Source organism: Sphingomonas sediminicola (genome assembly GCF_014489515.1).
Classification (GTDB): domain Bacteria; phylum Pseudomonadota; class Alphaproteobacteria; order Sphingomonadales; family Sphingomonadaceae; genus Sphingomicrobium; species Sphingomicrobium sediminicola.
The window spans coordinates 251634-269835 of record NZ_CP060782.1 but is presented as its reverse complement, the minus strand read 5'-3'; the positions used below and the strand labels follow the sequence as shown (position 1 = coordinate 269835).

Here is an 18202-nt window from a genome sequence, read left to right as displayed (position 1 = left end):
ACTTCGCCTGCCGCTCGTCATCGAGATAGCGACAGCCTGTGGGACCACGGATTGCGAGGCGGCCTTCGCCCTCCTCAAGCGAGTTGCCCGCGTCGTCGAGAATGGTCGCGGTATAACCGGGTACCGCCTTGCCGGTTGAGCCGGGACGAACGTCGTCGCCCGCCGCCGAGACGAAGATGTGCATCATCTCGGTCGAGCCGATGCCGTCGGTGATCGCGATGCCGGTCCGCTCATGCCACGCGCGCCAGGTCGCCTCGGGCAGATGCTCGCCGGCGGAAATGCAGTAGCGCAGAGACTTGAGGGCATCGTCGAGGCCCGGCTGCGACAGCATCGCCTTGTAAGCCGTAGGCGCGGTGCCGAGGTGCGTGACACCATGCTTCACCATCGCCTCGACCATCTTCGGCGGCGTCGCCTGCTCGATGGTCGCGGCGGCGGCGCCGAAGCGTAGTGGGAACATGAGCGTGACGCCGAGCCCGAATGTGAAGGCCATCGGGGCGCTGGTCATGAACACATCGCCAGCCTTTGGACCGACGAGATGTTTCGCAAACGTGTCGCAAGGCGCGAGGATGTCGCGATGGAACTGGACGCAGCCCTTCGGCACGCCGGTCGTGCCGCTGGTGAAAGCAATCAGCGCTGGGTCGTCGCGATGCGTATCGACGGGCGGGAGCGGGGCGAGCGACGCGGTGCGCGTCTCCAGATCACCGTGCTCATAGTCGCCGTCATATTTGATGATGTGCTTGACGAAGTGGGTCTGGTCGACCGCCTCGCGGAAGTCACCGATGAAGCGGCTGTCCACGATCGCATGGCTGATCTGCGCCCGCTCGATCACCGTCGCGACCTCGCCGGGCCGAAGCAAAGGCATGGTTGCGACGACCACTCCGCCTGCCTTCAGCACCCGAGCCAGACCGCGAACATCGTGTACCCGTTCGGTCCTCGCAGAAGCACTCGGTTGCCGGGGACGAGGCCCTCTTCTTCCACCAGCAACCGCGCGATGCGCCCGCTGAAGGCGTCAAGATCGGCATAGGTCCAGCGGCCGTGATCGTTGACGATTGCAAGCGCGCCGGGAGTGCCGCCCTTCAGAAGCTCGGCGGCCGCGTTCAGCCGGTCGGGATATCGGACTTCTGGCAAGTCGAAACGGAATTCCGGAAGCTGGTCCGGTGGCGGCAGGCGATCCTCGACGAACCGGTCCCTCATTCGGGAACCACCGCCGTCGCCTCGATCTCGACCTTCGCCTCGCGCTCGACGAGCCGCACGACCTCGACCAAGGCCATCGCCGGATAATGCCGGCCCATGATCTCGCGCCACGCGGCACCGATCTCCTTCGCGCTCGCGAGATATTCGTCGATCGAGGTCACGTAGCAGGTGAGCCGCGCGATGTTCTTCGGATAAGCGCCGTCGCATTGGAGGATGGCGACAATATTACGAAGCGTCTGGGCGAACTGGCCCGCGAGCGTATTGTCGACGAACTCCTGGCGTTCGTTCCAGCCGACGACCCGGCGGTCATCACGATGCGGCCGCGCGCAGCCATGGCGTTTGAATAGCCTTTCGGACGCGGCCAGCCGGGGGGCACAGGTCCTTCATGCGCGATGCTCCTTCAAGAGGTCGCGTGCGATAATCTGCCGCTGCACCTCGCTCGCGCCTTCGTAAATGCGAAGCGCGCGGATTTCGCGATAGAGTTCCTCCACCTTGGCGCCCTTGGTCACGCCCATTCCGCCGTGCATCTGGACGGCGGCATCGATGATCTGCTGCGCGGACTCGGTCGCGTTTAGCTTGGCCATTGCGGCGGCTCGGCGATGATCGGTTCCGCCCACATCCTGCTGCCACGCCGCGCGGTAGATGAGCAGCGACGACGCATCGATCGCTGTCGCCATGTCGGCCAGCTTGGCCTGCGTCACGGCATTGTCGGAGAGCTTGCCGGTGCCGAGACGGCGGTTTGACGAGAAGGCGAGCGCTTCATCGAGCGCACGCCGGGCAAACCCGAGCGCTGCCGCTCCCACGGTCACCCGGAAAAGGTTCAGCGTCTCCATCCCGACGCGGAACCCTTCTCCAGGTTCGCCGACGATCGCATCAGCGGGGATGCGGACGTTGTCGTACTTGAGCCGCGCGAGCGGATGCGCGGCGATGGCGTCGATGCGCTGAACGACCGCAACCGATTCGGCGGGCACGATGAAGGCCGAGAGCCCACGCGACCCCTCGCCTTCGCCGGTGCGCGCGAAGGTCAGATAGTAGTCCGCGATGCCGCCGTTGGAGATGTAGGTTTTCTCGCCGACCAGAACCCATTCGTTGCCTTCGCGCATCGCGGAGGTCGCCATGTTCGCGGCATCCGATCCGCACTCCGGCTCAGTCATGGCGAAGGCGGCAATCGCCTTGCCGCTGGCGACGCGCGGGAGCCATTCTCGCTTCTGCTCGATAGTCCCGAACAGGCTGATCGCGCCTGAGCCAAGACCCTGCATCGCGAAAGCGAAGTCGGCCAGACCGTGATGACGCGCCAGGATCTCCCGGCAGATTGCGAGACTGCGTACGTCGGGACGAGAGTCTCCATCGCCGACGCACAGTTTCAGGAAGCCGGCGCTTCCCAATTCCTGCACCAGTGAGCGGCACGCCTCGTCCGTGTCAGCCGCTTCGGCGTCATGGATCGTCGCCTCGCACCAGGCTTCGAGTTCAACCGCCAGCGCTCGATGGCGCTCTTCGAAAAATGGCCAGGCGAGGAAGCTGCGGTCGGCCATCAGTTGCCCTGGAACTCCGGTTTGCGTTTGTTGGCGAACGCCTCGTAAGCGCGATGGAAATCCTTGGTCTTCATGCAGATCGCCTGGGCCTCGGCCTCCATCGTGATCGCCTCGTCGATCGACACGTGCCACTCGCCATCGAGCTGGCGCTTGGTCATCGCGTGAGCGAAAGTCGGACCACGCGCGAGCTCCAGCGCAAGCGCGCTCGCCTCCGCCAACACATCTTCGACGACCCGATTCCAGAAGCCCCAGGCGACACCTTCGTCGGCGCTTATCGACCGGCCGGTGAACAACAGCTCCGCAGCGCGGCCGTGCCCGATGATCCTCGGCAGGATCGCGCAGGCGCCCATGTCCGCGCCTGACAGGCCTACGCGGGTGAACAGGAATGCCGCCTTTGCGCTCGGCGAAGCGAAGCGGATGTCGCTCGCCATTGCGAGGATCGCGCCGGCTCCCGCGCAGACGCCTTCGACCGCGGCGATGATCGGTTGCGGACAGGCGCGGATTGCCTTGACCAGGTCGCCGGTCATGGTCGTGAATTCTAGCAAACCGGCATCGTCCATCCTGGTCAGCGGACCGATGATCTCGTGCACGTCGCCGCCCGAACAGAAATTGCCACCCTCGCCGCGAATGACGACGACTTTCACGTCCTTCGCTCTGGCCAGCGAGCGGAAGGTGTCACGTAGCTCGGCATAGCTTTCAAACGTCAGCGGGTTTTTCCGCTCCGGCCGGTTCAGCGTGACGGTCGCGACGCCGTCGGCGAACTCCCACAGAAAATGGTGCGGGCGGAAGTTCGAAGCGTCGAAACTCACGCGCTCGTGCCCCCGTCGATGGTGATCGCTGCGCCGTTGATGTCTCTGCTGAGCGGCAGGCAAAGCGTCAGCACAAGGTTCGCAATCGCCTGCGGATCGACCAGCCGCCCGCTCGCATTCATGTTGGTGATCGCCGAACGCGCATCGCCCTCGCCGCGTCCCGTGATCTGCGACACGCGCGCCACCGACTGGTCGGTCATCGGCGTATCGACATAGCCGGGGCAGACCGCGTTCACGGTCATCTTCGACTTCGCATATTCAGCCGCCATCGAGCGCATCAGGCCGAGCAGGCCGTGCTTCGATGCCGCATAATGCGCCGCATACGGGACTCCGCGAAGGCTCGCGACCGAGGCAATAAAGACGACCCGGGCGTCTTCCGACTTCAGCAGGTCGGGTAACCCCGCCTGCACCGTGTCGAACGCGCCGGTGAGATTGACCGAAATGATCCGGTCCCAGCTCTCGCGGGTCATCTTGTGGAAGGGCGCGCTCTCCGCGATGCCCGCGTTGACGATCAGCAGGTCAATCAGGCCGTTCTTCGCCCGTGCCTCGTCGAACGCTTTATGGATGCTGTCGAGGTTGGTGACGTCGCACTGGATCGCCTGTCCGTTCGTCACTCTCGCAACATCCAGCAGAGGCTCCATCCGGCGGCCCAGCAGCGAAATCCGCGCTCCGGCAGCATGAATCATCTCCGCCGTGGCAGCTCCAATGCCAGTGCCGCCGCCGGTAATCAGCGCGTGACGCCCTCGAGCGGTCTGTCAGCCATCGCTCTCCCCTTTCATTTGAAGCATTGGCCGAACCCAATGAGGTGGCAAGGCAGCCGTCATGAAGCTTGCGATCATCGAGACGGGACGGCCTCCCGGCCAGCTCTCCGAGCAATTCGGCGACTATCCATCGATGTTCCGGGCGATGCTGGGCAATGGCTTCGAATGCGAGAGTTTCGACGTCCAGGCCGGAGATCTGCCGGATGCTGGCGCCCACCACGCCTGCCTCCTCACTGGGTCACCGGCCGGCGTCTACGATCCATTGCCGTGGATTCCTGGACTGATGGAATTCATCCGCGCTGCGAAGGAGAGCAAGATGGTGGGCATCTGCTTCGGTCACCAAGCGATGGCGGAAGCGCTCGGCGGCCATGTCGAGAAGTCCGAAAAGGGCTGGGGTGCCGGCCTCCATCGCTACAACGTGGTTCGTCCCGAGCCCTGGATGGACGGCGCCAACAAGATCGCGGCCCCGGCATCGCACCAGGACCAGGTCGTCGTTCAGCCGCCGAACACGGAGATTGTCGCCCAATCCGGCTTCACGCCTCTTGCGGCGCTCGCCTGGACCGACAGACCGGCCATCTCCTTCCAATTCCACCCGGAATTCTCGCCGGCCTTTGCGAAGGCGCTGATCGAGAAGCGTTACGACGTCGTTCCCGACCCTGACGCGGCGATCGCCTCGCTGGATGCGCCAAACGACAATGCGCGCGTTGCCGGTTGGATAAAGCGTTTCCTGGAGGCATAGGCACGCGCAAACCATTTGGGGGAAGCGACTCATGAAGACCCGCGCAGCCGTAGCCTTCGAAGCGAAGAAGCCGCTCGAGATCGTCGAGCTGGACCTCGAAGGCCCGAAGCAGGGCGAAGTTCTGGTCGAGATCATGGCGACCGGCATCTGCCACACCGACGCCTACACGCTCGACGGTTTCGACAGCGAGGGCATCTTCCCCTCGATCCTCGGCCATGAAGGTGCGGGCGTGGTGCGCGAGGCCGGGCCCGGCGTCACCAGCGTGAAGGTCGGCGACCATGTCATCCCATTGTACACGCCGGAATGTCGCCAGTGTAAGTCGTGCCTCAGCGGCAAGACCAACCTCTGCACCGCGATCCGCGCGACGCAGGGCAAGGGCCTGATGCCCGACGGCACCAGCCGCTTCAGCTACAAGGGCCAGACCATCTATCACTACATGGGCTGCTCGACCTTCTCGAACTTCACGGTGCTGCCGGAGATCGCAGTCGCGAAGATCCGCGAGGACGCTCCGTTCAAGACCAGTTGCTACATCGGCTGCGGCGTCACGACCGGCGTCGGCGCAGTCGTGAAAACCGCCAAGGTAGAGCCCGGCGCAAACGTCGTCGTCTTCGGCCTCGGCGGCATCGGCCTCAACGTCATCCAGGGCGCGAAGCTGGTCGGCGCGAACAAGATCGTCGGCGTCGACATCAACCCGGACCGCGAGGATTGGGGCCGTAAGTTCGGTATGACCGACTTCCTCAACACGAAGGGCATGAGCCGCGAGGACATCGTCGCGAAGATCGTCGAGATAACCGACGGCGGCGCGGATTACACGTTCGACGCAACCGGCAACACGGAGGTGATGCGTACGGCGCTCGAATGCTGCCACCGCGGTTGGGGCACGAGCATCATCATCGGCGTCGCAGAAGCCGGCAAGGAGATCGCCACCCGTCCGTTCCAGCTCGTCACCGGCCGCAACTGGCGCGGAACGGCGTTCGGCGGAGCCAAGGGCCGCACTGACGTACCGAAGATCGTCGACTGGTACATGGACGGGAAGATCGCGATCGACCCGATGATCACCCACGTCCTGACGCTCGACGAGATCAACAAGGGCTTCGACCTGATGCACGCGGGCGAAAGCATCCGGAGCGTGGTCGTCTACTGATGAGCGACAAGGTGAACCTCGCCGAGAAGCTGGCGAGCTTCTCCGATCATTGGGCGCCGCGGATCGTCGCGCGCTACAATGACAATGAGATTCGTCTAGTGAAGGTCGAAGGCGAATTCATCTGGCATAGCCATGACGACACCGACGAGCTGTTTCTTGTGATCGAGGGCGCGCTCGACATCGAGCTTCGCGACCGCACGGTGCATCTGCACCCGGGCGAGCTGTTCGTCGTTCCGCGGGGCACGGAGCATCGGCCGGTGTCACGCGGCGGCGAGACCAAGCTGCTGCTGATCGATCCGCGGGACATGCCCAATACGGGTGACGAAGCGACCGCCACCAAAGCTGTCGAGATCTAGGGAGAGGGAATATGTTCAGCCACGTGATGCTGGGATGCAGCGACCGCGAACGGTCGAAGAAATTCTACGACGCGACCTTGGGTGCGCTGGGCCACAAACCAGGGCAGGATTTCGGCAAGTCGGACTGGTGGATGACCCGCGAAGGCGCGCTCGGCGTCGGGCAGCCGTTGAACGGCGAGCCCTGCAGCGTCGGCAATGGTTCGACGATTGGCTTCCGCGCCGAAAGTCCCGAACAGGTCGATGCCTGGCACGCGGCCGGCCTGGCCAACGGCGGCAAGTCTTGCGAGGACCCTCCTGGCATCCGAGACGCTGGCTTCGGCAAGATGTACCTCGCCTACCTGCGCGATCCGGACGGCAACAAGCTCTGCGGCTTCTACCGGATACCGGCCGACAAGTGAGTTTGGAGGTCCTCAGCGAAAACCGGTCGCACGGCGGGCGGCAGCTCGTCGTGAAACATGCGTCCGCCGCGACCGGCACGGAGATGACCTTCTCGATCTTCCTGCCGCCACAGGCCGAAAGCGGCGGGAAACTGCCGATCGTCTGGTACCTGTCAGGCCTGACGTGCACGCACGCAAACGTGACCGAGAAAGGCGAGTATCGCGCCGCCTGCGCTGAGCATGGCCTTATACTCGTCGCTCCAGACACGAGCCCTCGCGGCGAAGGCGTGCCGGACGATCCAGCTGGCGCCTACGACTTTGGCCTCGGCGCGGGTTTCTACGTCGATGCGACACAGGAGCCTTTCGCCCGCAATTATCAGATGTGGTCGTACCTCATCGAGGAATTGCCTGCCCTGGTCGCATCCGAGTTTCCGGTCGACATGAGCAGGCAGGGCATCACCGGCCATTCGATGGGCGGCCACGGGGCATTGACGGTCGCGCTGGGCAATCCAGGCCGCTTCCGCAGCGTGTCGGCTTTCGCCCCATTGTGGCGCCGAGCCAGGTGCCGTGGGGTCAGAAAGCACTAGGCGGCTATCTCGGGGACGATCACGCCGTCTGGCGAAAACATGATGCCGTCGCACTGATTGAAGACGGTGCTCGGATCGACGGACTGCTCGTCGACGTCGGAACTTCAGACAATTTCCTGGAGAAGGAGTTGAAGCCGGAGTTGCTGGAAAAGGCCTGCGCCGACGCGGGCATCCCGCTGGAGCTCCACCTGCGCGATGGCTACGACCACAGCTATTACTTCATCTCGACCTTCATGGCCGACCACCTGCGCTGGCATTCGGAGCGACTGCGCTGAACGGCAATTTTTATGGTGCGGCTCTTGCGGTGGGCACCGCGATTACGTGCGGCCTGCTGATCGGAATCGAACGAGGTTTCAATCTCCGGCGCGTGGGCGAAGGGACGCGGGTCGCCGGCATCCGCACCTTCACCCTGCTCGGCCTGGTCTCAGGTATAGCGGGCCTGATTGGCGGCATGGGCCATTCGGTCGCCGCGGGAGGCCTCGTCGCAAGTGCCGTAGCCATCCTGACCATCGGCTACGCCCACCGGCCTGACCTGGATAAGCGAACGGACGCGACCACCCCGATCGCCGGAATCACGACCGTCGGCCTCGGCTTCCTCGCGGGAAGCGGCGACCCGGCACTGGCCATAGTCGGCGCCACTCTGGTGACGCTCATCCTCGCACTGAAAGAGGAAGTGCACAGTCTGATCGGCAAGCTCGACGAGGAGGACGTGAAGGCACTCGCACGCTTTGCGGTGATCGCAGGAGCAGTCCTGCCATTCCTGCCGAGCGGCAATTACGGCCCATACGGCGCGTGGAATCCGCAGAAGCTGTGGCTCGTGGTCGTCCTCGTTACCGGCTTCTCCTTCCTCGGTTATGTCACAAACCGCATTTTCGGCTCGCGGCATGGGACCATTGCCACCGCCATCATCGGCGGCCTCTACAGCTCCACGGCAGTAACGCAGTCGCTCGCTCAGCGCCTTGGTTCGGGCAAGGGGGCGGAGCCGAACCGGCTGGAATCGCTCTCGCAACAGCGATCATGTACGTGCGGATCATCGTCCTTATCTCCTTGCTCGCGACGCGATTGGTGCTTCCGTTCGCGATGATTGTCGCACCCGCATTCGTCGTTGCAAGTGCGGCCGGCTGGTGGCTCTATCGCAAGGCGCCGCGGTGCGAAGGTCCTTCGCCGCCAGGCAACCCGATCGCTTTGCTCCCGGCCCTCGCGTTCCTGCTCTTCGTAGCTATCGCCGCAGTTGCAGGCGCCTGGGCCCAGGGGCGCTTCGGGCAGGAAGGCATCGCAGCACTCCTCCTGATCATCGGAACGATGGATGTGGACGTCGCGATCGTGACGGCGGGTGGAATTCCGCCGGAGATGATCGGCGCGCTTTTCGCAGCAACGGCGCTGGCTGGAACGGTGCTCGCCAACATGGCCGTGAAGCTCGGGATTACGCTGGCCTATGCTCGGAGCGAAGGCCGCTCAGCAGCTATCGCGCTCGGCGCGAGCATGGTCGCCCTCGCCATCAGCATTGGATTTGTGCTGACGCTGATCTGGTGACCCCAACGGGGTAACAACAATCCCGAATTACAAGTCATTAGCTTGTCTAACCACCCAAATCGCAACCGAGAAGCCCCCTCACGTCCTACTCGTTTTGTCTAACTGATGGGCCCCGGGATTCGGCGTCCCACGCGCTCCGGCGAACCTCCTTCGAGAAAATGGCTCCCAGCTGACGTGGCCCTCAGATTGACGCTCGGCATTTCGCACATCAGCATCCAGGCGATGCCCAAGCCAATTTTATTCGCTTCGATCGCAGCACTGGTGGCTCTATCGGCGTGTGATGGCGAGAACCAAAAGAAGTCCACCGCTCTCGCAACGCCGGCGACCGCAACAAATTTCCCCCAGCTAACTGGCCGGGTCGTCGACGAAGCTCAACTGCTCAGGCCAGACCAGGAACTCGATCTGGCAGCAAGGTCACAAGCTCTTGAAGCGCAAACTGGCCGCCAATTTGTGATTGTGACCGTGAGGTCGCTCAGAGGGCGCGACGCTGCAACTTACACGCGAGATTTGGGCAACACGTGGAGGATCGGCAGGAAGGGCTACAATGATGGCACAATCCTTCTTGTCGCGCCGACAGAGCGCGAAGTGCGTATCGCAACCGGGGACGGCCTCGCCACCGCTTTCCCCGATCGAGCGGCCAAGCAGGTGATCGAAGGAGTGATGCTGCCAAGGTTTCGTAAGGGAGAGATAAGCGCCGGCATCGTCGCGGGAGCCGATGCCATCGTAGCTCAACTCAGTAGGCACCCCAATGAAGCTATTGCACACCCCCGTTGAAGTCATCGCTGCGAAACGTGCCCATGTGGCGCGACTGGCCAATGAGAGAGGATCTCACGGCGAACAGGCTGCACTAGCGACGCAAGACAAATGGATTGCTCGCCCGAAGGGGCGTCCGCTTCGCATCCTCCTCGACGAGCTTGCTGCGGAAGGCATCCTAATAAAGGCTTCAAGCTTCGACGCACTCGCACTTCCCGCGCCGTTCGATTTCTCGGATCGAGACCAACTGCGCAACCATCTGCCCGAGATCACATTCATTGAGATCAAGACGGCAAATCAGCCGCGGGTCGGGCCGGGATTCACAGGGTTCTTCTTCGCGCTTACAGAAGGCGAGATTGCCGCCGCGGATCAGTTGGGCCCACGACACCGAGTGGCCCTATTCAACAAGATTTCGGGCGAGCTCCTGCTTACTTCTGTGCCCGAAATCATTTCTCGGGCCAGGTCCATGAACTGGCAGCTTTCTCTGCAACTTTGATGGAAACGTTGCAGGCCACGCGCCGAAAGCGTGGCCCGCAATAGGGCGACCACTACAGCCCAGTTATCGGTTCGTCCAAGAACGGCAGCATGGGAGTCTCACCGTAACGAGGATGGACCCGATCTAAAAAGTCTTGGAACTGCCTGTAAGTGCGGCTGACTTTCATCAGCGCGATCACGGAGGCCAAATGTTCTCGCAGCTTGGGATGGCCCAGCTCATCGGTCAGCCTTCGAAATAGTTGGTGCTTGAAGCGGCCATCGGGTCGGCGTGGGGTCTGCCGCCTCAATTCATCCAACACGCCAGGCGCCAGGCGCCGATAAACAATGTCGTTCGTAAGATGACCGAAGTATTGCGGCCGCTTCACATTATCGCGGGGAAATTCCAGCCCTCTCAGACGAAATAGTTCAGAATAAAAGTCATCCGGGAAGGTGTGGACCCACGGGCGGAGCTCCTTGGCGATAAAGTCTTCAAGGATTCTCGCGAGCGCATCTTTCGCGCGATCGCGCTGATACCCAGTTGCCTCGTCGACCAGAGCGATAATTCCGACCCGCGCGAACGATCGGATGAGCATGTCAGCGAACTGAGCGTATCGCCTCTCCTGCTCCGTCTGAAGCGCGCCAGCGTCGCGGGCTTCCAACAGCGATTCACACAATTCCTGCAGAACAACTGCCTCAAAGCCCGAGCTCGGTGCGTTGCCTCTGGGAGACGCGCCCGTGAACAAGATCGGCTCAGAAATTGCATTGGCCAGATCGTTGTCGAGAAATGCTCTTATGGTCCGATGTTCAACAATCCGCTGTGCGCCTTGACCGCGCCCCTTCATGCCGATGGCGGCCGTCATGCCGCGTCCTGAGATCACCCGGCGACCGTCGTCCAGAACGAAACAAGGCAGCTCGACATCTGCAATTGTGAGAACGCCTCTGTGCGTTGCCTTTGGGTACGCGTGGCCAGGGCTTTCGCCGCTCCATCGAGCCTCAGCGGCTCGCTTAGCTATGGCTTTTCGTTCCTCTGGAGTCAGAGCTTCAGCACGGGCGAAACCCCCTTGGCTTTCCCAGAATCTACTTCCATGCAAGCATCCTTTTCAGATTATGCTTGCATTCAATATAATGCCCGCGTCGAAGTGCAAGCATAACTAGTCCAATTATGCTTGCATAACGAAGGCCCGACAGGGACCTAAGCCTCATTCGCTCGAGCTCGTCGACGAGCGCATCCAAGTGCCCATGAAAACTTTCGATCATTGCGCGCAGGAACGCCTCAGGCTCGACGCTTTCCGGACGAAACGGATGTTCGGCCCGCAGCCCGAGCATCCGCAGGAAAATAAGCTGGGTCCTGCCATTCCCTTCGCGGAATGGGTGTATGTGATTCACATCTCCGAGAAACTCAGCGGCCACGACGATGAAGTCGTCAGGATCCGACCCAGCGAGGAACGGAGGCGACTGTAGGCCCTTGAACAGAGCCTCCATCTGGCTGGAGATAAATTCCGGCAAGCAAAACAGATTTCCGCCCTTGCTCGTTCGGATGGTCCTATATTCTCCAGCCCACTCGTATACGTCTTGGAATAGGTACCGATGCAGGGCTCGATAGTGGGCAGTGTCGTAGTTTCCCTCAGGTGGTCCTTCGACGCTGCGCATTCCGACATGCTCAACCTCGAACTGTTCTAACTCCCCTGCGTCCTTCAGGTCCGGAATGTTGATTAGAACATCGCTGCCGGGATAGCAGGCGGGATCGTCTACCGCCTCATACCGATCGCCGATCATTTGGGGCTACGCTGCGTGGGCTTGCGACCGGCTGGAACTGTGTCGCTCTAAGCGCTCACGTGCTTCACCCGATAATTGGAGCCCTCAACTGCACTGATGGCCTCGTAACCTTTCACGTTGAGTGCAGGCGCCAGGATGGCGAGCGCGTCTTCGAGTGCATCGATCTCGGTGCGAGTTAATCCGAACATGCGGTAAACACGGTCGTTGATCTCCACCTCTGCGGACACGATCTCAGCCGCGAGCTTCGCAGCCTCAGCGCGCTTGTGATCGAACCACGTCTCCCACTCGTCTCGCTCAGCCACGGGGATGGTCACCTTTAGGCGCTTGTTTAGCGCGGCCTGGAGATCGGCAAACGTCATCGAAGGCCAAGCCTTGAATAAAGAACTGGCCGTTATTCGAGCGTCAATATCGCCGAGCCTGCGCAATGTAGCTTTGATCAGTGACTCTAATTCTTCGCCGGCACGCATCGCTTCCGCCGACGGACTACTGAGCTCCCGTTCAAGGAGATCAGCCGGTGGAACGGCTAGTGCGCCTACGAATTGGACGCGCGCTTCGCGGAACCCGCCCGTACGGCGGGTGCCAGGCCGCAAAGCTGGAACCATGAAAGTTTGGAATTAAGAAATCCCGCGAGCGCCGAAGATGACGCGGGAATCACATACGATTTGTCGTTCGAGTAAAACCTACTGGTATCAAACGAGAAATTCGGACGATCGTTGAAATGGGGGTAGATCACCTTCGTACCGAGAAACGCAGGCTCATACGCGGCCTGCGCCTGCTGCAACTCCCACCAGTTCTGGCTCGTAGCTCGCCTCTCGAGGCGATCGCGAAACGGCAATAGATGGTCGCGCACCGCCGGATAATCATCGATGTCGATCATGTTCCTGGGCGTGTAGATCAGCCAGAGGTCATTGCTCTCCACATGCCAACGCTTGAGATTTTCGCCGACGAGAAATGGCTTCAATAGGTCCGCGGAACGGTCACCAGTGTTCGCGGCTCGCTCGACGATCTGGTCGCGCTGCTCACGGCTAAGAATGAAGGCGTCGTTCAGACCTGTTTTGATGCCGTACAGGGGCGGTCCAAAAGTATCCGCGAGAGTAGCACGCCCGGACGCTATCTTGATCCGAATTTCTTCAAGCAGGTCACTTTCGAACCGCCACGTGCCGGCGGTTAGCCGGCTGCAAGGCATCGGCTTCGCCTCTTCCTCGAAGGTCTTGGCTAAATCCCCTGGCATGGAACGCACTGTTAGATAACGGAGATTGTCATCTTCGTGCGGCCGTCGTTTCCGAAGCGTGATGATTGCAGGGTACGTCGTAACGCCTTCGAAAACTTGCAGATCGCCGAAATCGACGACGGTTTCGATATTGCTGCTCTCGGCCAAGAATGCCCGCAACAACTTGCCTGACCCGGTTCGGAAGAAGGTCGACGAGGAGATGAACCCGAGGCGGCCGCCTTCCTTCAGTAGCTTGACGCCGAGTTCGAAGAAGTACGCATACAGATCGGCCCGGTCGGTTGCGACACTAAACCGCGCCTCGAGGTGTGGCTTTATGGGCTTGAGCAATTCCATTCGAACGTAGGGTGGGTTGCCAAGCACGATGTCGAACCCGCCGGCGCCTAAGATATCCCGGAACTCAGAAGCCCAATTGAATGGCCGTGGGTGGAAGTGGGTGCTTTCGACGAGGCTGTTTCCGTGCTTGATGTTCCCATTCAAGCTCTCCAACGCCCGTTCTCGCTTCGCAGTTTGCAGCCAGAGTGCCAGCTTCGTGATTTCGACGGACTCCGCGTTCACATCCACGCCGAAAAGATTGTTGGTGATGATCTCGACATCAGCATTCGGAGCACTGAGAGCGAGGATGCCCGGGGTCAGCTCGCTGAGCCGATCACGCACACGCTTCTGTTCCGCGTTGAGATAATTGAATGCGGCGATGAGGAAGGCACCCGAACCGCACGCGGGATCGAGAATCCGGAGGCTCGTGAGCCGATCGAGGTATGCGGACCAGTAATCGGCTTCTGCCGTTCTGCTGTTTTTCCAGCGAACCTCGCCATCTGGCAGAGCCTTACCGAACTGGGGCAGCAACTCGTCAGCAATCTCCTGCAGATGCTTGCCGATCGTCTGCTCAACGATGAACCGCGTGATGAAGTCGGGCGTATAGACGACGCCTTCACGCTTCTTCTTTGATGCGGGCGGCGGGGCCTCGATCCCTGCGGCCGCCTTCTGATTTTCTATATCGGTGATCGATTGTTCGAAAATGTGCCCGAGGATGTTTACGGAGACGTCGCTGGCAAAATCGTAGTTTCCGAGGCGTCCGAAACTTTCGACCAGCGCATCTGGCAGATTGAGGTCCTCGATAATTGGGTCGTGCGCGAATAGGCCGCCATTGTACCGAGGAATATTGTGAGGTGGTGCCCCTCATCCACCCACTGAAACAGCGTCCGGAGCTGGTCCCACTTCGGCTGAGGATTATACCTGTTCGTGGTCTGCACCGCGTCCTGGAGACTTTGCGGAGGCAGAAGAAACTTGTCCTCAGCAAATGCGATGAACAGCAGCCGATCTAGAAGTGTCTGAACAATCCGAATCCTGTCTTCGACGTTGATCGTCGGTCGCTGATCTCCGACAAACGCCAGCAGGTCATCCCGCAGTGCCCTGTAGTCTTGGTAAAGCTGATTGGTGACGTCCCGGTCTGCCATGGCGCTTCGGGACAGCAGGTCAGCAGTCGCGCCGGTCAGCAGTCGTTCGACATGCAGCAGCAGGAGCAGGCGCGAAAGCTCCTCCGGCTGGTCGATCCGTCTCAGATCGAACAACTCATAATCCTGCCGGCCGTAGCCGACGGCATAGAGCCGTAGTTCCTTCATATTGCTAATGACGACCCAGCGCGCCCCTGGAGCATCCATCGCATAGTCCCAAGCCTGCTGAACCGGCGTCTTCTGGCGGCTCGCCATAATGCGATCGAGGGCAACTTTGGGGCCCTTCAGCTCAAACGGCGCAAGGATGGCCGAATCGCCATCTGAGAAATGCCCCAGGGCTAGGTCGACAGTGGTCCCTCCTGGAACAGGCTGTTTAACCCGCATCGTACCAACCTGCCCAGGCGCAGGAGCTGAGTACTGCAGGACTCCTTGTACGATTATGCGATTGAATTCTTGTTCGAGCTGGCTCTCATTCTGGAGATCAATTGCGGGGTCAGCCGCTCGCTTTGCCCATTCCGCGGCAGCTTCTAGCACCGCCGGCGACTGCAACTCGCTTACGCCACTGAGAACGGATTGAATGATCTTCGGATTAAAGAGAGGCATGCCGCGAGAATAACTGCTCAGCCCTCCTAGTCCATCGAATCTCTGTTCATCTCCGCGCTTTCAGCGCGTATTAGCGGCCAACCGCTGCCTTAGCTCCTCGTTGCTGTACCAGCGCATAGCCGGCTTGCATGGCCGCATTTACGTCAGGCGTTCTCGCTTGCTCGGGGAGTCCAGTCCATGCGGCGAGAAACTCCCGCGCGCGGTCCAGATTGTTCATGATCGCGTCGGACGCCTTCTCATAGAGCTCTTGGTCCGCCTTTAGCTGAGCACGGTCCCGCTCGAGCTGCGCGCGTCCGCTATTCAGCTCGGCCACCTGATCCGATATCGAAGCCGCAAGGCGAAAGAACCTATCGACGGAACCATTGAGAGCTGGAGGAAGGCTATGCAGCAGTGCGAGCTCCTCGGGAGTGCTGCCCCGCACCAACAATTGACCCTTCTGGACGACTGCTTCCATCGGCGCACTGGGATCAAGTACCATTGCCAGCACTTCAATCTGTTGAGATAGCCGTTGGGTGCGCTCTGCGGCCTTCTTCCGTTCGGCGGCGGCTGCGACCCTCTCCGTCTCGGCAACGCCGATTAGGTCCAGAAGCTCACGTTCGCGTCCTTCTTGCGATAGCTTCAATAGCTCAGCTTCAGCCTTTGCGGTCTCAGCCGCGGCTTCCTTCTCTGTGGCTTCCTCGACAAGTCTCCTTGCGCGTTCGCGGTCGGCTTCAGCTTCAGCACCTAAGCTCTCCCGCCGCTCTCTAGCGCTTTTTTCGGCCATACTTGCGCGCCCGGTCTGCCGATTGCGTCTAGCTCTCCTCTCCCCTCGCTCATCTCCGAACCCTTGAGCCCCGAACTAGGCCGAGCTTCTCACATGCAGCGGCCCACTCGTCGTGATTGGCCTCGAGCTGCTTCGATCGACCGCGAATTGAGGACGGGTCGAGCGACCACTTTAGTACCTTAGGACGCACGTCGATCGGCTTGCCGGCTTCATCCCGGGCACAATGCTTCGGGAGGCGGCCTCGCACCGCATGTTCCCGCTGAACGAGGGGCACGGCTACGACATGAACGTGCGGGCTCTCCTCGTCCAAATGCAGTGTTACCGAGATCAGTCGCTTGCCGTGCTTTTTCCGCGCGAGAGCCAGTGCAGCTTGGACTACGGGGTCAGCCAGGATTTCGGATGTTGGCTTAGATTTCCAATCACCGGCTCGGTTCCAATATTCGGGTGAAGCCGAGTAGACGTCCTCAGAGGCAATAGCGCCGGCGTTCCTACGCACCTTCGTCGCCACCTTGTGATCTTGCAGCACGCCTTTAACCCGATCGACGTAAGAGCCCGTCGCACTCGCAAGAAGCTCGATTGGCTCCGGAGCATCCTTTCGCGCATTCGGCGCTTCGATTTTGCGAGTGTTGTGCCCTTGCGCCCTGGCCACCTGAGTCCAAGTTTTCAGATTATTGTGACTTAGCGTAGCAAAGCCCAATGCTGGCCGACCGTCCGCTTGGGCCGGAAACCTGCCAACATATCCCTTTCGCTCAGGCTTGGGCTCAGGGCGCAGTTTGCGCCTGCCGATCGGCAGGATCTCGTCTTCGTCGTTCACCCGCTTTCGATTAAAGCTACCCATAAATTCCTCCGTGAGAACTATGATAGCGGGAAGTCGTCAGCGACTTTAAGACAGTCAAACAAAAATAAATGTTTATTGAACGAAGTACAAAAACATCTCACCCGGGAAAGGTTTTTTCGCTTCGCGAAATAAACCTACGCGGAATACTTCACCTAACTCGCTTCGGCGTCCGTTCGGCGTCCACCTAAATCCTCCAGGGATTTCCGCGTGGGTCAGAGATGTTTTTGCCTCGTTGACGCCTCCGACGCGCAAGGCGCGATGGCGAAGGGACTAAATGGGAGGCCAGGTTGGCCCTCAGGCCCGATGAAAGAGGACGGCTGTTCGTCCCTCTCCAGCCTGGAAGATCTCCAAGATGAATGATTACGCGCTCTATCCCGCGATCGTCCCTTGCGCGCTGACGATGAAGCCCGCTCATGTTCACGCTGAACAGGCGGGCCGCCTAATGCCTATGGAACGCCTTCCATTCAGATGCCTGCCGGTCGTGACACATCCTAAGCAAGGTCATCCTGTAAATGAGCTTAGAACGGCCCTGCGTGAGGCTGCTTACATTCGTCGTACACGCTTCACCAAGGGAGACGTCACGATCCATGATTTCTCCTCCCGGGCCGAGGATCTCTTCATGCTCACCAGCATCGTGCCCGACGAGGCGCCGGAATGGGTTCATCGTCCATTCCTAAGATGGCAGCTCGCTGACGAGGCGATTGAGGCTTCTGGTGATCTCCATGGAGTGAGAGCGTGGCACGTTTGTGGTGACTTGAGACCCGGTCTCTCCCGCGGCGAGTGGATGGATCAGGTTGTAGATCTTGTGCGATCGGTCCTCCCCGCCGGCATTGTAGCCGAGATCGCTGGCCACATCCCGCGCGCCGGCCGTCCGCCGCATGTACACATCCTAATAAGCTCTCGATATTTCGGGCGGAGGACCTACGCAGGTGTCTCATACCCGCTCTACCGTCGCTTGAACGGTTGCCTCCGACAGGCATGGGTCGAATGGGCCTGCGGGGATGCCTGACGACCTGATCGAACGCGTAGGCTTTAGTAAAGTCAAAAGCTTTTTCCTACTTTTCTATTGCCAACTACTCATCGACGATTACATTTAGTTTCAGACAGAAGTCGCTGCCGGTTCTTAACCGGTTGCCGGAATGGCCCACGGTCCAAAATGGAGAAGTGGTCGCTCTCTTACCGGAGGCCACTTCATGTCTTCTCTTCCGTCTATTTTGCGCGCCTTTGAGAGCGTTTGCGAACACCGGGACGTCGTTCCTACGTATTTCGTTAGGTCGAAGG

At 60.7% G+C, this 18202-nt stretch carries 20 protein-coding genes and 2 pseudogenes; 10 read left to right on the top strand and 12 right to left on the bottom strand.

What is annotated here, in order from left to right:
* Positions 1 to 97: 97 nt before the first annotated feature.
* The 5 genes and pseudogenes from H9L14_RS15410 to H9L14_RS01495 all read right to left on the bottom strand — a co-directional run.
* Positions 98 to 1194 (bottom strand): annotated as a pseudogene (locus H9L14_RS15410) (AMP-binding protein); the annotation flags it as partial.
* Positions 1191 to 1559: a RidA family protein gene (locus tag H9L14_RS01510; RefSeq protein WP_246444676.1), complete on the bottom strand. Its 369-nt coding sequence runs from the start codon at positions 1557 to 1559 to the stop codon at positions 1191 to 1193. The gene H9L14_RS01510 and the pseudogene H9L14_RS15410, both read right to left, overlap by 4 nt.
* Before the next feature lie 18 nt (positions 1560 to 1577).
* On the bottom strand, positions 1578 to 2726 hold the full coding sequence (locus H9L14_RS01505) for an acyl-CoA dehydrogenase family protein (RefSeq protein ID WP_187708949.1): 1149 nt from the start codon (positions 2724 to 2726) through the stop codon (positions 1578 to 1580).
* Positions 2726 to 3535: an enoyl-CoA hydratase family protein gene (locus tag H9L14_RS01500; protein WP_187708948.1), complete on the bottom strand. Its 810-nt coding sequence runs from the start codon at positions 3533 to 3535 to the stop codon at positions 2726 to 2728. Before H9L14_RS01500 ends, H9L14_RS01505 begins: the two co-directional genes overlap by 1 nt.
* On the bottom strand, positions 3532 to 4263 hold the full coding sequence (locus tag H9L14_RS01495) for an SDR family NAD(P)-dependent oxidoreductase (protein ID WP_281389475.1): 732 nt from the start codon (positions 4261 to 4263) through the stop codon (positions 3532 to 3534). The genes H9L14_RS01500 and H9L14_RS01495 overlap by 4 nt, the downstream gene beginning before the upstream one ends.
* A 94-nt stretch (positions 4264 to 4357) precedes the next feature.
* Here H9L14_RS01495 and H9L14_RS01490 point away from each other — a divergent pair, with 94 nt between their 5' ends.
* The 9 genes and pseudogenes from H9L14_RS01490 to H9L14_RS01450 all read left to right on the top strand — a co-directional run bounded on the left by H9L14_RS01490 (position 4358) and on the right by H9L14_RS01450 (position 10281).
* On the top strand, positions 4358 to 5035 hold the full coding sequence (locus H9L14_RS01490; protein ID WP_187708946.1) for a type 1 glutamine amidotransferase: 678 nt from the start codon (positions 4358 to 4360) through the stop codon (positions 5033 to 5035).
* A 31-nt stretch (positions 5036 to 5066) separates the two neighbouring features.
* Positions 5067 to 6179 (top strand): S-(hydroxymethyl)glutathione dehydrogenase/class III alcohol dehydrogenase, encoded by a 1113-nt coding sequence (locus H9L14_RS01485; RefSeq protein WP_187708945.1) that lies wholly within the window; start codon positions 5067 to 5069, stop codon positions 6177 to 6179.
* Positions 6179 to 6535: a cupin domain-containing protein gene (locus H9L14_RS01480; RefSeq protein ID WP_187708944.1), complete on the top strand. Its 357-nt coding sequence runs from the start codon at positions 6179 to 6181 to the stop codon at positions 6533 to 6535. Before H9L14_RS01485 ends, H9L14_RS01480 begins: the two co-directional genes overlap by 1 nt.
* 11 nt (positions 6536 to 6546) lie before the next feature.
* Positions 6547 to 6933, top strand: a complete 387-nt coding sequence (locus tag H9L14_RS01475) for a VOC family protein (RefSeq protein ID WP_187708943.1) — start codon at positions 6547 to 6549, stop codon at positions 6931 to 6933.
* Between the two features lie 2 nt (positions 6934 to 6935).
* A pseudogene (gene fghA / locus H9L14_RS01470) lies at positions 6936 to 7774 on the top strand (S-formylglutathione hydrolase).
* Positions 7775 to 7803: 29 nt separating this feature from the next.
* Positions 7804 to 8583, top strand: coding sequence for an MgtC/SapB family protein (locus H9L14_RS16430; RefSeq protein WP_187708942.1), 780 nt, complete (start codon positions 7804 to 7806; stop codon positions 8581 to 8583).
* Positions 8517 to 9032: a DUF4010 domain-containing protein gene (locus H9L14_RS16425; RefSeq protein WP_187708941.1), complete on the top strand. Its 516-nt coding sequence runs from the start codon at positions 8517 to 8519 to the stop codon at positions 9030 to 9032. The genes H9L14_RS16430 and H9L14_RS16425 overlap by 67 nt, the downstream gene beginning before the upstream one ends.
* Positions 9033 to 9218: 186 nt before the next feature.
* A complete protein-coding gene (locus H9L14_RS01455; protein WP_187708940.1) occupies positions 9219 to 9806 on the top strand; it encodes a TPM domain-containing protein in 588 nt (195 codons plus the stop codon).
* A complete protein-coding gene (locus H9L14_RS01450) occupies positions 9781 to 10281 on the top strand; it encodes a hypothetical protein (RefSeq protein ID WP_187708939.1) in 501 nt (166 codons plus the stop codon). Before H9L14_RS01455 ends, H9L14_RS01450 begins: the two co-directional genes overlap by 26 nt.
* Positions 10282 to 10333: 52 nt before the next feature.
* On the opposite strand, the gene H9L14_RS01445 is transcribed toward H9L14_RS01450, so the two are convergent.
* From H9L14_RS01445 to H9L14_RS17255, 7 genes are all read right to left on the bottom strand, one after another.
* Positions 10334 to 11119, bottom strand: coding sequence for a P63C domain-containing protein (locus tag H9L14_RS01445; RefSeq protein ID WP_222949883.1), 786 nt, complete (start codon positions 11117 to 11119; stop codon positions 10334 to 10336).
* A gap of 217 nt (positions 11120 to 11336) precedes the next feature.
* Complete coding sequence (locus H9L14_RS01440) at positions 11337 to 12035, bottom strand: Fic/DOC family protein (protein WP_187708937.1); 699 nt, start codon at positions 12033 to 12035, stop codon at positions 11337 to 11339.
* A gap of 47 nt (positions 12036 to 12082) precedes the next feature.
* Positions 12083 to 12394, bottom strand: a complete 312-nt coding sequence (locus tag H9L14_RS01435; RefSeq protein ID WP_187708936.1) for a hypothetical protein — start codon at positions 12392 to 12394, stop codon at positions 12083 to 12085.
* 173 nt (positions 12395 to 12567) lie between these two features.
* Complete coding sequence (locus H9L14_RS01430; RefSeq protein WP_187708935.1) at positions 12568 to 14109, bottom strand: Eco57I restriction-modification methylase domain-containing protein; 1542 nt, start codon at positions 14107 to 14109, stop codon at positions 12568 to 12570.
* 188 nt (positions 14110 to 14297) lie between these two features.
* Positions 14298 to 14972, bottom strand: a complete 675-nt coding sequence (locus tag H9L14_RS01425; RefSeq protein WP_187708934.1) for a hypothetical protein — start codon at positions 14970 to 14972, stop codon at positions 14298 to 14300.
* 418 nt (positions 14973 to 15390) lie between these two features.
* Positions 15391 to 15942, bottom strand: a complete 552-nt coding sequence (locus tag H9L14_RS01420; protein ID WP_187708933.1) for a hypothetical protein — start codon at positions 15940 to 15942, stop codon at positions 15391 to 15393.
* 190 nt (positions 15943 to 16132) lie between these two features.
* Positions 16133 to 16921, bottom strand: a complete 789-nt coding sequence (locus H9L14_RS17255; RefSeq protein ID WP_187708932.1) for a plasmid recombination protein — start codon at positions 16919 to 16921, stop codon at positions 16133 to 16135.
* Between the two features lie 352 nt (positions 16922 to 17273).
* Between H9L14_RS17255 and H9L14_RS17250 the strand changes: the two genes are divergently transcribed.
* Positions 17274 to 17930, top strand: a complete 657-nt coding sequence (locus H9L14_RS17250; RefSeq protein ID WP_187708931.1) for a MobA/MobL family protein — start codon at positions 17274 to 17276, stop codon at positions 17928 to 17930.
* Positions 17931 to 18202: the final 272 nt, after the last annotated feature.